The following is a 14,684-nucleotide window of genomic DNA, read 5'->3' as shown; positions in this document are numbered from 1 at the left end:
CGGCACCAGCTGGATCAGATCGTCTCGCCTCACTCACTCACTCACTCATCATGACTGCTCTGCGCGGTGAGAGACCAGTCCGCCGAGGACTGGGGAACCGATCGGGGGTGGGGTGCGTCTAAGTTTGGTAGTGGCGGGTGGCTGCCGTGTCGACCAGGTAGGAGTGCTGTGCGAAGCGTTGTGGTGATGCGGGCTGTGGCCTGCGGTGTGGTTTCGGTGGTGGCGCTGGTCGGGTGCGGGGAATCGACCGAAGGGGCGGGGTCGCCGACGGCATCCAAGGATCGGAGCACCATCGAGGTGTTCAATCCATGTCGTGGGGCGCTGTCGGATGAGATGCTGCGAAGTGCTGGGTTGGACCCGGCAACGAAGCTGATCACGACCGATCCACCGTCCGGAGTATCCGCATGGCGAATCTGTGACTGGGCGCCCACTGACGATCGGTACGGCTCGGGCCGTCGCATGATCGGCGTCGGCTCGACTAGCCATACGCTTGACGAGGCCAAGAAGAAGGACGGCGTCACCGTCATCCGGGAGACCCTCGTCAACGCTCGCCCCGGGCTGGTCTCAAAGGAGAACAGCACTCCCGATATCTGCTATGTGTCGTTCGAAGCCGAACAGGGCATGTTCGAAGTGACCACAGCATGGCTGAGTACCGAGGGACCTCGAGCCGGTGACCTGTGTGAAATGGCGGAGAAGTACGCGACAGCGCTCGAGCCACACCTGCCGAAGTAGACACGGGCCGAAGTAGACACGGGGAGGGTTACAGATGACTCAAGATCACGCCGCTTACTGGCGCACCATGAAGCAGCAGGCGGTCAGTGGGGAATTCAGGATCGAGGAGGGCCTCGGCCAAGCCATCGCCGACGTCGCGAACCAGTACGTGATGGACCTCGAAGCGCAGAAGCTCGTCGCAAGCAAGCTCGATCGACTGACCGGCTGGGGTGGCTTGCCCTCCGCAGTCGCGATTCAGAAGAAGATCGAGGCCAAAGCTATCGCCGACGATTCGGCAGTAAAGCGCTTGGAGCAGCATATTTCAGTCGCCCGCGACCAACGCGACACCTTCCTCGCCGCCATCGGCAAACTGCAAGGAGTCGACCAGCAGACCGCGGGTGACCTCGGTGCGACGGGGGCTGGCATCTGATGGGATTCTGGGATGCGGCCGGCAACTTCGGTGAGTTCCTGGGCCATGTGGGCACACTCGGCGTTTTCAAGGTCATGGACAACTACGACCGAGCCGACGAATTCAGCCGCCTTGATCAAGACGGCAGAGAGAAGTGGGAGGGCGATCGAACCGTCATCAGTGATGAGTGGTCGCGGTTGAGCGCCAATTCCGGTCTGACGATGGACAAACCGGCGGTGACCGCCCCTGAGCCCTTCAGCACCTGGCCGCACCAGAAGATCTGGGAAGCGCTCAACGGCCCGGACGGTGTGTCCGGTGTCGTCGCAACGGAAGTGAATGCCAGTGCGGACGGCTGGCGGCGGCTCACGACAGGAACCGAAACCGCGGTCAACACCTACCGGACGAGTTTCGAGCGGGTGCTGTCCGAGAAATGGTCGGGCGCATCGGGGAACGCGGCGATCGATGCGATCAAGAGCTACACCGCCGACGCCACCAAGCTGCCCACAGCGTTCCAGATGGTCGCCAATGGCATCGATCACATGGAAGGCCTCCTCGGACAGGCGAAGATCGCGATTCCGAAACCGGAGAACGTGTCTGATTTCGACGAGTTCATCAGCCACATTCCCGGCAACGGCGTGGTCAAGGCTGCGAAGCATCGCGCCACCGAGGCGCAGGAAGACGCCCGGCTCTTCATGATCGGCACGTACCAGCCCGGTTCGATCACCGTCGACAGTCAGACTCCGGTCCTGCCACAGCCCGTGAACAATCTCGGCGGCACCAATGACGACGGCAACGGTGGCGGCAACAACAACGGCGGCGGTGGGAACACCAACAACGGCGCCAACGGCAACGGCGGGACGCCCGGAACGACGAATCCCGCTGCCACCCAGGAGGATCCGAGCGCCACGACGCCGCAGACCACCGACTCCGGCGACGATCAGGACGACAGCTCCGACGACGACTCGACCGAACCCAGCAGCACCGACCCGACGGCGACCAACCCGGCCGCCACGACGCCTACCGGGACCGGCCAGCCGACGGGTGACAAGCCCGCCGGAACCGGTGGTGGTTCCCCTGGTTCCGGCTCCCCCGGCGGCGGGATCGCCGGGGGACCGACAGCACCCGGCGCGGGTCGCAGCGTGGCGGGTTCACCGGTCGGCGCGAACCCGGCGGCGGCGGGTGCCCGTGCGGCGGCGGGCGGTGCCGCGGGTGCGCGTGGCATGAGCGGGATGCCCGGCATGATGGGCGGCGGACGTGGCGCCAACGGCAAAGACGACGAGAACGAGCACACCACTCCCGATTACCTCATCCAGGATCGGGAGAGCGAGCTCATCGGGCAGCTGCCGCCGACACTTCCGCCGGGCGGGGTGATCGGCGCGTGAACTGGAACCAAGCACTATCGGATGGCGAAACGATGCAGCCCAGGCAAGTGCCCGTCGGCCGCTGGGTGCTCGACCCGCACGCGTTCGCCATCGGACTCGAAGCCCACGGCCGGGACCGGCTGCCCTACCCGCTGACCTTCCAGCCCGAGTTCGCGGAAACCATCGAGATCCACAATGAGCGTCGCCAGGCCGCCGGACAACGGCTGCAACAGGTCTACGACGAGGGTCTGCACAAGGTGTTCGGTGCGCTGCTCGAACCTCAGGTGCGCGTCGAGATCGAGGGCTTGCACGGGCCCGGTCAGACCGAGGTCGTGCGCGTGTTCGCCGGGATCATCGAAGACCATGCGGCATTGGCGGTCCAGGCTCCCGGCCCCACCCGCGAACAAGGCGGCGACCTCACGGTGAGCATCGTGCCGCTGGCCGACCTCGCCGCCGAGATCGTCACGAAACTCCCGCCCGCCCAAGGCGGAACGACGCCGCGCTTCCAGGGACGCCGCAGCGATCTCGACGCCGCCACATACGCCAGGCACCCCACCCGCCTGTCCCCCGTCGAACAGACACAGCGGTTCTTCCGCCGTCCCCGCATCAGCACCGGTGAGATCACCGTCTACCCCGGCTACCAGGTGGATTCGCGGCCGACCGCCGATGGCAAAGCCTTCCTCTGGCTGGACTACCCGGACGACGGCCGCTATCTGATCCAGCACCACGGCGCCGACAACTTCACCGTCATCCCCGGCCCACCCGCCGAACTGACGCATCGGCTCGCCAAACACATCGCGATGTTCACCGACCGGCTGTCCCGGACGACTTGATGGCCATCTACCTGGTCTTCCGGCTGCGTTCGGAGACCGAGGACGAGGCCGTCTACGAGTACGCCGGTGTGGATCATCGGTTCGACCAGGCGGTCATGATCCGGACCGCCGATTACGCGGTCAGCGTGCCGGACGGTGCGGTGGGCGGGCTCGCCGCGCGGGTCGCCGGAAAGGCGATCCATGCCCACCGGACCTCCGGGGCGTGGATCCGGTTCGGTTCGCAGCAGTCATAGGTCAGCACGGTTCGGGCTGAACGAACCGACACGGATAACAATTAGTTTGTTAATATGGGTCATGGCATCATCCCCGCTCCCCGGCGAAGGCCCTGTACGCCCCGTCTCGGTCTCGCTCCACGAAGGCACCATCGCGGCGCTGAAAGCTCGCACCGGTAAGCGCGGCATGTCCGCATACGTCGAAGCCCTTATCCAACGCCAGCTCGAACGCGATCGTCTTCGCGAGCTCATCGAGGACGCTGAGGCCGAACACGGTCCGGTAGACCGTGCGGCGGTCGACGCCAAGCGCGCACTGCTGCGCGACGATGCAATCGGCGCTGCGTGAGCGGCAGCCTGGTTCTCGATTGCGAAGGACTGTCCCAGCTCGTTCAGCGCACGTCGACACTGACCGAATGGTTGGCGGCTGCCGAAGCGGAAGACAGTCGGGTAGTCGCGAGCACGGTCACCCTGGTCGAAGCCCGCAACCCGAAAACCCCACAGGCCCGGTTCGACTTTGCGGTCTCGCGGGTGAATCTCCTCCCACCGACTGAGGCGATCGCCCGCCACGCGAGCAAACTGCTCGCTGCACATGGATTACACGGGCACAAGTACGCGCTCGATGCAATCGTGGCAGCAACCGCATTGTCAGCCTCGGGCCCTGTCGTGCTGCTGACCTCCGACCCCGAGGACCTGCGTGTGCTCTGCGGGCCCGGAGTCCGCGTCGTAAAGATTTGAACGACCAGGGTGGCCAGCCGCTATTTCCCGCGTAGGCCGAAGGAGTTGCCGTCGGTGTCGGTGAGAACGCAGATGCGGGTGTCAGGGGCCACGGTACGGGGGGCGGATTGTTCGATGGCGCCTGCGGCGAGGAGGGCGGCGTGGGTGGCGTCGAGGTCGTCGACGTCGGTCATCGCTACCGGGCCTGCCGCACCGTCGCCGTGGGGGTTGAGGCTGATCTCGAAGCCGTTGACGTTGTAGCCGACGTAGTAGGGCTGGTCGGTGTGGGGTTCGCCGTAGAGGGCGGTGTAGATCTTCTTGGCGGATTCCAGGTCGGAGACCGGGATGACGACGGCGCCGATGGTGGGACTCATCTGGGGTTCCTTCCGAAAGACAGCGGGACTGTGTCGGGCGGAGATCGTTGATGTTCCGGAGACCAGGGTAGCCATCGGGAACGACGAACGCAGGCAGCCTGGGCCACCTGCGTTCGTCGGGAGGTTCGTTCAGTTGTCGAGAGCGTCGGCGAGGGTATCGATGGCCTCGGCCCAGAGTTCGGCGAAGCGTGCGGCTTGGACTTCGGTGAACAGGGCGGTGCTCCAGCGCAAGTTGGTGGTCAGGGCGGGGCCGGCGGGGGTGGTGCCGATGCCCGCGATGACGTCTACCGCGTAGCGGAGGGGGAGGTCGGGTTCGGGGTCGAGTGGGAGGGCTTCGTCGTGGGCGCCGACCAGGAGGGACCATGGGTCGCCTTCGGTGCCCGCGAGGTCGATGCGGCCCAGGTAGTTGAACTCGACCTGGGGTTCGGCGGCGGCGCGCAGTTCGGGGACGCGGTCGACGTAGCGGAGGAGGCCGTAGTCGAGGCCCTGGTTGGGGATCTCGCGCAGGTGGGTCGAGACACTGGCGAGGAGCGAGCGGGCCGCGGTCGGATCCGCTTGGGCGCGAGCGACATCCACCGCATGCTCGCCGACGCCGAGGCGGACAGGGAACACGCTGGTGAACCAGCCGAGGGTGTTGGCGGTGTCGGTGCCGAGTTCGGCGTCGGCGCGGCCGTGGCCTTCCAGGGCGATCAATGCGCCTGCGGCTGGATCGTTTCCGTTGCCGGCGTGGATCGAGGCCATGGTCATGGTGAGGGCGGTGAGCAGGAATTCGCGGACGCCCTCGTCCTTGCCGACGCGGCTGAGGAGGCGTTCGGTCACCGCGACCGGGGTGGCAACCGAGCTGACGCGCAGGGTGGACCAGGTGTCGGTGGCCGGGGCGGGCACCCGGGCGCCGAGTGCGGCGTCGGGGGTACTGACCTGGGCGGCCCAATAGTCGCGCTGGGCGAGCACTTCCGGGTCGCTGGCGCGCTGCCACATGGCTTCCGACCACTGCCGGTAGGAGGTGAACTCGGGCAGCATCTTCGGGGCGACGCCCGCCTGGACCTGCTGCCACGCGGCGGCAAGGCCGTCGATCATGATGTGCCAGGAGACCACGTCGACCGCTAGATGGTGGATCGACAGCAGCAGCACATCGCCGTCACGGGCGACAACCTCCGCGTCGGCACCGGTGACGCCGGTGCCCGCGTCTGAACCAGTACCCGCGGCGGCGCCCGCAGCGCTGTCTCCGTTCACCGCCGAGGCAGGACCGAAGCCCCCACCGGCGAACCACACCGCACGAACCATCTCCCCCGCACGCGGATCGATGGCGTCGTTCGCGAGGCGCGCGAATTTCGTGATGGCCGAATCGAGTTCGGCACCGGTGAGCCCGGCCGGCGCTTCGATCACGACATCGGCGGCGTTCACCACACCCGGCGCCCGGGTGACCATGCGCGGCCCGTCGGGAGTGTCGGTGAGGACAGCGCGCAAGGTGTCGTGCGCGTCGAGAAGTGCCTGGAGCGTGGATTCCAGTCCGGCACGGTCGATTCCGGCGGGCAGGCGCAGCAGCGCGCTCTGGGTGAAGCGGCGGTAGTTGCCGTACTCGTACATCCAGGAGACCACCGGCAGCGGCGGCACCACACCGTAGGCGTCGGCGCCGGACTGGGCGGCGACAGCGGGGCCGTCGTCCGCGGCGGCGGCGAGTTCGCGAATGGTGGGGCAGGCCAGCACCATGCGCGGGTTGAGCGCGATGCCGCGGCGGCGGGCCTTGTTGACCAGGGAGATCGCGACGATGCTGTCGACGCCGAGTTCGTAGAAGTCGGCGTCGACGCCGGGGGCGCGGCCGTCGAACAGCTCGGCGAAGACCTCGCTCAGCGCGATCTCGGTGGGGGTCTCGGCGGCGGCGTTGCCGTCGGCGGCCGAGAGGGTTTCCGTGGCGAGCTCGTGCAGCGCGTGGCCGTCGAGCTTGCCGTTGACGTTCACGGGAAGCTGGTCGAGGACCACGATCCGGGCGGGAATCATGTACGCGGGCAGGCGCTGTGCGAGATCGGCGCGGACCCGGCTGACGACCACCGCGCGGCCCGTCTTGCCGACGACGAAGCCGACCAGCGACGCACCACCGGCGCGGCGCACCACGGTCACCGCGGCGGTGTCGATATCGGCGGAGCGGCGCAGCGCGGTCTCGATCTCGCCGACCTCGATGCGGTAGCCGCGCACCTTGACCTGCGCGTCGGCCCGGCCCAGGTAGCCAAAGCGGCCGCCGGGCAGCCTGCGGACGAGGTCGCCGGTGCGGTACATGCGCTCGCCGGGACGGTGCGGATCGGCGCAGAAACGGTCGGCGGTGATGGCGGGCTTGCCGAGGTAGCCGCGGGCCAGCTGCACACCGGACAGGTAGAGCTCGCCGACGATGCCGGGCGGCACCGGGCGCAGGCGCGAGTCGAGGACATACCCGGCCATGCCGCCGTTGGCGGTGCCGATGGTCGGGATCTCCGAGGTGGCGACCGGCGCGACCACGGCTTCGACGGTGGTCTCGGTGGGGCCGTAGCAGTTGTAGACCGCGGTACCGGGCAGGGCGCGCAGTCGTGCCCACAGTGCGGTGTCGATGGCCTCGCCGCCGAGGGCGAGCACCGGCAGCTCACGGTCGAGCAGGCCGGCCGCCGCGAGCTGCGCCAGCATCGACGGGGTGGTGTCGATCATGTCGATGCCGAATTCGGCCATGCCGGAGACGATTCGGTGCGCGTCACGCATCTCCTCGGCGTCGAACAGGTGCAGGGCCTGGCCTGCGAAGAAGCCGACCATCGGCTGCCAGGACGCGTCGAACCCGAGCGACCAGGCGTGCGCGACCCGTAGCGGGCGGCCGAGTTTCGCCATCGCGGGGCGGTAGAAGCGTTCGAGGTGGTCGGCGAAGTATCCGGCCAGCGCGGCGTTGGTGCCGACGACGCCCTTCGGCTCGCCGGTCGAGCCGGAGGTGAAGATGATGTAGGCACTGTGCTCGAGCTCGCGGCGCACGGCGGGAGCCTCGGCGGGGCGGGTGGCGATCCGGTCCACCACGGTGGGATCGTCGACAACCAGTGCCTGCTGGTCGGCGGCACCGTCGAGCAGAGCACGGTCCTTCTCCAGGACGACCGCGAGAGCCGGGTTCGACTGGCGCAGAATCGATTCGATGCGGCCGGCAGGCAGCGAGATATCGACGGGTACATAGGCCGCACCCGCGGCGAAGGTCGCCAGGATGGCGACGATCGACGCCGTGCCGCGCGGGAGCATCAGGGCAACAACGGCTTCCGGGCCGACACCGTGGGCGGCGAACTCCCCCGCCATTCGGCAGGCCTGGTCGTGCAGCTCGCGGTAGGTGAACACCTCGCCCGCGGTGGTCGTGAGCGCAACCGCATCCGGCGTCGCGGTGACCTGTAGCGCGAACAGCTCCCAGGGGGTCGCGATCGGCGCGGGCGCGATATTGGTTGCCGCCGAGCGCAGTTCGGCATGTTCGTCGGCGGTGAGCAGGTCTATCGTGTCGGGGGTGGCCTCGGCGTCGAGCCGCGGCAGGGTGCGCAGCACGGTGACCAGGCGGGCGCCGAGATCGGCGGGGTCGAGGTGGCCGAGCAGGGCCGGGATCGCCTCGACGAGGACGAGCAGGTCGCCCTCGCTCAGGTGCGAGACCACGGTGAGCGGGTAGTGGGCGAGGCTTTCCATCTCGATCGGCCGGAACCGCGCGCCGTCGGGGGCGGTGACCGTCTGGATGGCGTCGTCGATCGGGGCGTTCTCGAAGACGAACAGGGTGTCGAACAGGGCGCCGTGCCCGGCCGCGCGCTGCAGGGTGGACAGGCTGAGGTAGCCGATGTCACGCATCGCGGACGAATCACGCTGCAGGCGTGCGCATTGCGCGACGACCGGCTCGGCGGGGTCGAGCCGGTGCACGACGGGCACGGTATTGATGAACAGGCCGACCATGCCCTCGACGCCGGCGAGCTTCTCGGGGCGGCCGGAGATGGTGGTGCCGTAGACGACGTCGCGCCGGTCGGTGATCCGGCCGAGCAGCAGCGTCCAGGCGAACTGGACGGCGGTATTGAGCGTCATGCCGTTGGCGCGCGCCCATCGCTGCAACTGCTCGGTCTCGGTGGCGGACAGGCGAAGTCGCGTGGTCTGCGGCACCGCGGAACCGCGATCGCCGGTGCCGTCGGCGAGTACCAAAGGCGCGCTGACCTGCTGGAGGTAGTCGGCCCAGCGGCGGGCGGCGGCGTCGTGGTCCTGGGCGCCGAGCCAGCCGATGTAGTCGCGGTAGGGGCGCGGGGCCGGCAGGCCGTCGAGGCTGCCGCCCGCGCGGTAGACGGCGAGGAGTTCGGTGAAGAACACCGCGACCGCCCAGCCGTCCATCAGGATGTGGTGGGCGGTGAGGATCATCCGCTTGCGCGGTGCGGGCGCGTCGGTGACGTTCAGCAGCAGCACCCGCAGCGCGGGGCCGCGGCTGAGCACGAACGGCACCCGGCGCTCGGATTCGGCGATCGCGTCGAATTCCGTTGTCCGCGCGTCACGCTCGGCCCAGGGCAGTTCGGCACGGGACGGGATGATCTGCACGGGCTTGGGCACATCGGTGTCCCAGAACGCGGCGCGCAGATTCGGATGCCGGTCGAGCATCGCCTGAGCGCTGCGCCGCAGCAGGTCGGTGTCGAGCGGGCCGTCGATGTCGACCACGAATTGCATCGTGTACAGGTCGATCTCGGTCCCGGTCAGCCGCGACAGGGAGAACAGCCCCTCCTGCAGCGGGCTCAGCGCGAGTACGTCTTCGATCTGCGGCGCACTCATGCTGCGTCCTCTCCTAGCTGATTGATCGTGCTGTGCGGAAGCCACAGCCGCCGGTCGGCCGCGCATCGGGCGCGGCTGGTGCCGAAATCCGCGCGCCGCTCCACGCTCGATGCCGTGTTGTCGAATGGCATCGAGCATTGGTGCGTGCGCGCCGAACTGCTCATCCCTGGGCGGACCAGGCTGCCGTCAACGCGGACAACGCATCGGCTTCCAGACCCGAGGCGCTCATCGGCGCATGCGAGACCTGTTCGGGCTCTTCGGCTTGTGCCTGCTCCGAGGAACCGGCGGCGTCCACCGCGGCGGCGAGTTCGGTGATCGTGGCGCACTCGAACACCAGCTGCGGGGTCAGCGCCAGGCCGAGTTCCACGGCGCGGGCCGACCACTGGATGGAGATGACGCTGTCGCCGCCGAGGCCGAAGAAGTTGTCCTCACCGGTGACGTCGTCGATCTCGAGCAGCTCCTCGATCAGCGTGATCAGGGTGCGCTCGGTATCGGAGCCCGCCACCGCATCGGTGGCGACGGCGGTCGCGGTGACCGGCGCCGGGGCGGCGAGGAGTCGCTCGAGGTCCGCCGCGGGCAGTACCCGCAGGTCGGCGACCGGCAGGTCCGGGGTCTCGGCGAAGGCGCGCAGGGTGGCTGCCAGCGCGTCGGCGATGAGTGCCGCGGTGGCCGGATCGTAGAGATCGGCGTTGACGACGACCCGCACGTCCATGCCGCCGTCGGCGGTCACGTTCAGGCTCAGGTTCAGGTCGAGGAACGAGACGTCGAAGTCGGCGGGCAGCACCGTGACCGTCGACGCGCCCGAGGTCGCGAACGGCAGTGTTGTGGGTGCCCAGTCGGCGCCGCGGAAGTGGATCATGCTCTGGAACAGAGGGTTCCGTGAGCGGGAGCGGCGCGGGTTGAGCGCCTCGACGAGGCGTTCGACCGGCAGTTCCTGGTGCGCGTTGGCGTCGAGCACGACATTGCGGGCACCGATCACGGTGTCGCGCAAGGTCGGTGCGCCCGACAGGTCGTTGCGCAGGACCACCATGTTGGCGAACAGGCCGATCAGGTTCGTCGTCGCCGAATCGGTGCGGGCCGCCACCGGGGTGCCGAGGGTGATGTCGGTGCCGCCGCCGAGGGTGTGCAGCAGCGTGGCGACCGCGGCCTGGCAGACCATGAATTCGGTGGCGCCGCTGCGCATCGCGAGCGATTCGAGACCGGACCGCACGGTGGCGGGGAGCGCGAAGGTGACCACCTCGCCGCGCTTGCCGAGCACCGGCGGACGCGGACGGTCGTGGGCGACCGCGATCTCCTCGGGCACACCGGCCAGCGCCGAGCGCCAGAATTCGATCTGGGTCTGCGCGAACTCGCTCGGCTCGGCCTGGTCGAACAGCTCACGCTGCCACAGGGCGTAGTCGGCGAACTGGATCGGCAGCGGACTCCAGCCCGGCGCGTCACCCTGCTCGCTGCGCGCCCGGTAGGCGACGGTGAGGTCGTCGAGCAGCACGCCGAAGGACGCGTGGTCGGCGACGATGTGGTGCACGAGCAGCGACAGCACATGGGTGTCCGCGTCGAGCACCAGCAGTTCGGCGCGGATCAGCGGCTCGCCGTCGAGGGTGAAGGCGTAGTCGGCGATGGCCGCCAGTTCCGCGGTGAGCTCGCCGGGAGCGATCTCCCTGATAGGCAGCGGTACCGCGGTGGCGGGGTGCACGACCTGGTAGGGAACGCCGTCGTGTTCGGGGAACGTGGTGCGCAGGGACTCGTGCCGGGCGACGACATCATCGAGTGCCGAACGCAGTGCGGCGATGTCGAGCGCACCGTCGAAACGCAGGGCCAGCGGCAGATTGCCGACCGAGCCGGCGCCTTCCATGCGGTACTGGAACCACATGGCCAGCTGCGAGTACGACAGCGGAATCCGCTCGCCGCGCGCGCGTCCGCCGATCACGGGGCGGCTCGACGGTGCGGCGACACCGGAGATGTCCGCCGACTCGCCGTCAGCGCCCGCCGAGCCGGAACCGGAGCCGACGCTCGGGTCCGCGGCGGGTTCGTCGTCGACATCGGAGTCGACAGCATCGAGGTCGATGTCGAACTCGGCCAGGAAGCGGGCGACCAGGTTGGCGGCCAGTGCCGCCGGGGTCGGGCTGTCGAAGACGACGCGAACGTCCAGCTCGACGCCGAACTCGGCCCGCACCTGGGCGACCAGACGCGCGGCCAGCAGCGAGTGCCCGCCGAGTTCGAAGAACGAGTCCTCCGCACCGACCTCGTCGAGGTTGAACAGGGCGCCGAACAGGGCGCACACCTTGCGCTCGGTAGCCGTCGCCGGAGCGCGGTGGGTGCGCACGACCGCGGGGGTCGCCGCGGGCAGCGCGCGCTTGTCGAGCTTGCCGTTGACGGTCAGCGGGATCTCGGGGATCACCGCGAACCCGCTGGGCACCATGAACTCCGGCAGCGCGCCGGCGGCGAAGGCGTGCACCTGTTCGAGGTCGACGGTGCCTTCGGCGGGCACCACGTAGGCGGCCAGCATGGCGCCGATGGCGGGATCCTCGGTCACCACGACGACGCAGTGCGCGACGGCGGGATGCGCGGCGATCGCGGCCTCGACCTCGCCGAGCTCGATGCGGAAACCGCGCACCTTCACCTGCTCGTCGGCGCGGCCGACGAAGTCGAGCTCACCGAAGCTGTTGCGGCGCACCAGGTCACCGGAGCGGTAGAGGCGGGCGCCCGGGGTGAACGGGTCGGCGACGAAGCGCTGCGCGCTCAGTGCAGGGCGGTCCAGGTAGCCGCGGGCCAGCTGATCGCCGCCCAGGTACAGCTCGCCGACGACACCATCCGGCACCAGCTGCAGCGCCTCGTCCAGGACATAGGTGTAGACGTTGCGGTTGGGGATGCCGATCGGCACCACACCGGTGCCCTGCGGGCCCTCGACCGGCATGTGCGTCGAGCAGACCACGGCCTCGGTCGGGCCGTAGTGGTTGCGCAGTTCGGCCTCGAGTGTGTTGGCGAACCGGTCGGCGACCTCGCCGGGCAGCGCCTCGCCGCCGACGGGAACCTGACGCAGCGAACGCCATTCGCTCACCTCGGGCAGCAGCAGGAAGGTGCTGAGCATCGACGGCACCATGTGCAGCACCGTCACCTGGCGGCGGGTGATGAGGTCGGCGACGTAGCGGATATCGCGGAAAGCGTTGGGCTTGGGCACGATCAGCTGCGCGCCGACCGTGAGCGTGATGGCGATGTCGACCAGCGAGGCGTCGAAACTCACCGACGAGGACTGCATCAGCCGGTCCTCGGCGGTCATGTTCCAGTCGGCGGTGAAGCAGACGATGTGTTCGGCGATCGCCGAGTGCGGCACCGGAACACCCTTGGGCTTGCCGGTGGAGCCGGAGGTGTAGATGACGTAGGCGAGGTTCGCGGGCAGCAGGGGGCGCAGCCGGTCCGCGTCCGTCGGCGCGGTCGCGGGCAGCTCGGCCGCCGTCGACTCCGCGGCCGCCAATTCCACTGCGCCGAGCAGTAATCGGGGGTTCGCGTCCTCGACCAGGTACTCGATCCGGTCCTCGGGGTAGGCCGGGTCGATCGGCAGGTACGCGCCGCCCGCCTTCAGCACCGCGAGCACGGCGACGATGAACTCCACCGAGGTGCCGAGGCGCAGGCCGACGATGTCCTCGGCGCCGATGCCCTGGCCGATCAGCCAGTGCGCCAACCGGTTCGCGCGCGCGTGCAGGGCGCCGTAGCTGAGCTCGATGTCGTCGGAGGCCAGCGCGATCGCGTCGGGGGTGGCGGCAGCGGCGGCCTCGAGCAGGGCGACGAGGGTGGTCGCGGGCTGATCGACGAGCACGCCGTGCGAGCGCTCCAGCAGCGCGGCGCGGTCGGCGGCGCCGAGCATGTCGAGGTCGCCGAGCCTGCGCCGCGGGTCGCGCAGCGCGGCGTCGAGAAGCTGGCCGAAGTGCACCAGCAGCTGGTCGACGATGGCTTCGGTGAGCACATCGGTCTGGTATTCGGCTTCCACCACCGCGGTGCCGTCGTCCTCGAGGACGATGGCAAGGGCCAGCGGCACCTGCGCGCTCGCGGCGCCGAGGTCGAGTTGGGCGGAGGTGACGCCGTCGATGGCGAAGCCGTCGGCGCTCTTGCGGACGCTGAAGCCGAGCCGGACCAGCTGGTCCATGCCGTCGCGACCGGCGACGCGGTCCGGGTTGGCTTCGCGCACAACACGATCGATGCCGACGCCGCGTCGCGCGAAGGCGCCCGCGCAGGTATCGCGCACGGCGGCGACGAGGTGGGCGAAGTCGTCGCGCGCGCCGAGGGCAGCACGCAGCAGCAGGGTGTTGCCGAAGTAGCCGATGAGCTGTTCGGTGCCAGCGGGGCGGTCGGTGACCGGGATGGAGACGAGGAAGTCCTCGGCGGCGGTGTAGCGGTGCACGAGGGCGTCGAAACCGGCCAGCAGCACCATGAACGGGGTCGCGGCCTGTTCGCGCGCGAACTGCTCGGTGCGGGTGACGAGGTCGGCGGGGAGGCGGTGGGTGCGGCGCTGGGCGTTGCGGCCGGGGTTGGCGGCGGCGGAACCGGGCAGCTCGAGTGGTTCGGGCAGCGGGCGCAGAGCATCGCGCCAGTAGGCGACGTCGGCGTCGGCGGGTTCGGCGGTGGGCGCGATCGCCGCGAACTGCACGGTGCCGGACTCGCCGTCTCCCCGCACGGCACCCGCACGGCGATAGGCGGCGTTGAGCTCGGCGAAGAACACGGCCCAGGAGTCGTCGTCCCAGCAGATGTGGTGGATGGCGAACAGCACCACGTGCTCGTCGGCGCCGGTGCGGATCAGAGTGGCGCGCAGCGGCAGTTCGGTGCCAAGGGCGAAGGGGCGGCCGAACTCGCGCCGGGCCAGCACCTCCACCCGCAGGTCACGACCGGATTCGGCGAGATCGGTCAGGTCGTGGGTCTGCCACTCGGCGCGCGCGTCGTCGGTGAACACCTGGAACGGCTCACCGTCGGCATCGGCGCCGTAGGTGCTGCGCAGGATGTCGTGGCGAGCCACCACCGCGTCGAAGGCGGCGTGCAGCCGGTCGGCGTCGAGCGAGCCGGTGAGCCGGTAGGCGACGCAGATGGTGAGGGCGGTGTCCTCGGCGTCGCGGGTCTGCAGGAACCACATGCGGCGCTGGCCGGGCGTGAGCGGGCGCCGCTCGCCCGCCGCGATCCGCGGCACGGCGACAGGTTCGGAGGTGGCGGCGGCCATGCCGCTCGCGCGCAGTTTCTGCTGCAGCAGCAGCTTGCGACGCTCCGCGACGGACAGGGTGGCTTCGGTGTCTGACATATTCTTTCGGCCC

Annotated in this window: 10 protein-coding genes; 7 read left to right on the top strand and 3 right to left on the bottom strand. The window is 69.3% G+C overall.

Annotated features, from left to right (window positions below; all coding sequences use genetic code 11):
- Nucleotides 1-168 precede the first annotated feature (168 nt).
- The 7 genes from ACWF9G_RS00570 to ACWF9G_RS00540 all read left to right on the top strand — a co-directional run bounded on the left by ACWF9G_RS00570 (nucleotide 169) and on the right by ACWF9G_RS00540 (nucleotide 4,261).
- Entirely contained in the window at nucleotides 169-732 is a 564-nt protein-coding gene (locus ACWF9G_RS00570; RefSeq protein ID WP_452512577.1) for a DUF3558 domain-containing protein, read from the top strand.
- A gap of 34 nt (nucleotides 733-766) precedes the next feature.
- Nucleotides 767-1,141, top strand: a complete 375-nt coding sequence (locus ACWF9G_RS00565; RefSeq protein WP_452512576.1) for a hypothetical protein — start codon at nucleotides 767-769, stop codon at nucleotides 1,139-1,141.
- Nucleotides 1,141-2,502 carry a hypothetical protein gene (locus ACWF9G_RS00560; RefSeq protein WP_452512574.1) on the top strand — a complete coding sequence of 454 codons (1,362 nt, stop codon included), beginning with the start codon at nucleotides 1,141-1,143 and terminating at the stop codon, nucleotides 2,500-2,502. Before ACWF9G_RS00565 ends, ACWF9G_RS00560 begins: the two co-directional genes overlap by 1 nt.
- 32 nt (nucleotides 2,503-2,534) lie before the next feature.
- Entirely contained in the window at nucleotides 2,535-3,314 is a 780-nt protein-coding gene (locus ACWF9G_RS00555) for an ESX secretion-associated protein EspG (protein ID WP_452512572.1), read from the top strand.
- On the top strand, nucleotides 3,314-3,547 hold the full coding sequence (locus tag ACWF9G_RS00550) for a hypothetical protein (RefSeq protein ID WP_379308167.1): 234 nt from the start codon (nucleotides 3,314-3,316) through the stop codon (nucleotides 3,545-3,547). Before ACWF9G_RS00555 ends, ACWF9G_RS00550 begins: the two co-directional genes overlap by 1 nt.
- A gap of 61 nt (nucleotides 3,548-3,608) precedes the next feature.
- Nucleotides 3,609-3,872: a hypothetical protein gene (locus tag ACWF9G_RS00545; protein WP_379036365.1), complete on the top strand. Its 264-nt coding sequence runs from the start codon at nucleotides 3,609-3,611 to the stop codon at nucleotides 3,870-3,872.
- Nucleotides 3,869-4,261, top strand: coding sequence for a type II toxin-antitoxin system VapC family toxin (locus ACWF9G_RS00540; protein WP_452512570.1), 393 nt, complete (start codon nucleotides 3,869-3,871; stop codon nucleotides 4,259-4,261). Before ACWF9G_RS00545 ends, ACWF9G_RS00540 begins: the two co-directional genes overlap by 4 nt.
- 20 nt (nucleotides 4,262-4,281) lie before the next feature.
- Here ACWF9G_RS00540 and ACWF9G_RS00535 read toward each other — a convergent pair whose 3' ends face one another.
- From ACWF9G_RS00535 to ACWF9G_RS00525, 3 genes are all read right to left on the bottom strand, one after another.
- Nucleotides 4,282-4,614: a VOC family protein gene (locus ACWF9G_RS00535; RefSeq protein WP_452512568.1), complete on the bottom strand. Its 333-nt coding sequence runs from the start codon at nucleotides 4,612-4,614 to the stop codon at nucleotides 4,282-4,284.
- A gap of 129 nt (nucleotides 4,615-4,743) precedes the next feature.
- Nucleotides 4,744-9,390, bottom strand: coding sequence for an amino acid adenylation domain-containing protein (locus ACWF9G_RS00530; protein WP_452512566.1), 4,647 nt, complete (start codon nucleotides 9,388-9,390; stop codon nucleotides 4,744-4,746).
- 160 nt (nucleotides 9,391-9,550) lie between these two features.
- Nucleotides 9,551-14,671 carry an amino acid adenylation domain-containing protein gene (locus ACWF9G_RS00525; RefSeq protein WP_452512564.1) on the bottom strand — a complete coding sequence of 1,707 codons (5,121 nt, stop codon included), beginning with the start codon at nucleotides 14,669-14,671 and terminating at the stop codon, nucleotides 9,551-9,553.
- Between the last annotated feature and the right edge of the window lie 13 nt (nucleotides 14,672-14,684).

It is taken from the genome of Nocardia sp. NPDC055029 (assembly GCF_053608525.1).
Note: the sequence above shows the minus strand (reverse complement) of the source record. Positions and strands in the feature narration are given on the sequence as shown.

Coding starts and splice junctions, on each gene's coding strand:
- ACWF9G_RS00560 (WP_452512574.1), top strand. CDS start 1,141: ATGGGATTCTGGGATGCGGCCGGCAACTTCGGTGAGTTCCTGGGCCAT.
- ACWF9G_RS00555 (WP_452512572.1), top strand. CDS start 2,535: ATGCAGCCCAGGCAAGTGCCCGTCGGCCGCTGGGTGCTCGACCCGCAC.
- ACWF9G_RS00565 (WP_452512576.1), top strand. CDS start 767: ATGACTCAAGATCACGCCGCTTACTGGCGCACCATGAAGCAGCAGGCG.
- ACWF9G_RS00525 (WP_452512564.1), bottom strand. CDS start 14,671: ATGTCAGACACCGAAGCCACCCTGTCCGTCGCGGAGCGTCGCAAGCTG.
- ACWF9G_RS00530 (WP_452512566.1), bottom strand. CDS start 9,390: ATGAGTGCGCCGCAGATCGAAGACGTACTCGCGCTGAGCCCGCTGCAG.
- ACWF9G_RS00535 (WP_452512568.1), bottom strand. CDS start 4,614: ATGAGTCCCACCATCGGCGCCGTCGTCATCCCGGTCTCCGACCTGGAA.
- ACWF9G_RS00550 (WP_379308167.1), top strand. CDS start 3,314: ATGGCCATCTACCTGGTCTTCCGGCTGCGTTCGGAGACCGAGGACGAG.
- ACWF9G_RS00545 (WP_379036365.1), top strand. CDS start 3,609: ATGGCATCATCCCCGCTCCCCGGCGAAGGCCCTGTACGCCCCGTCTCG.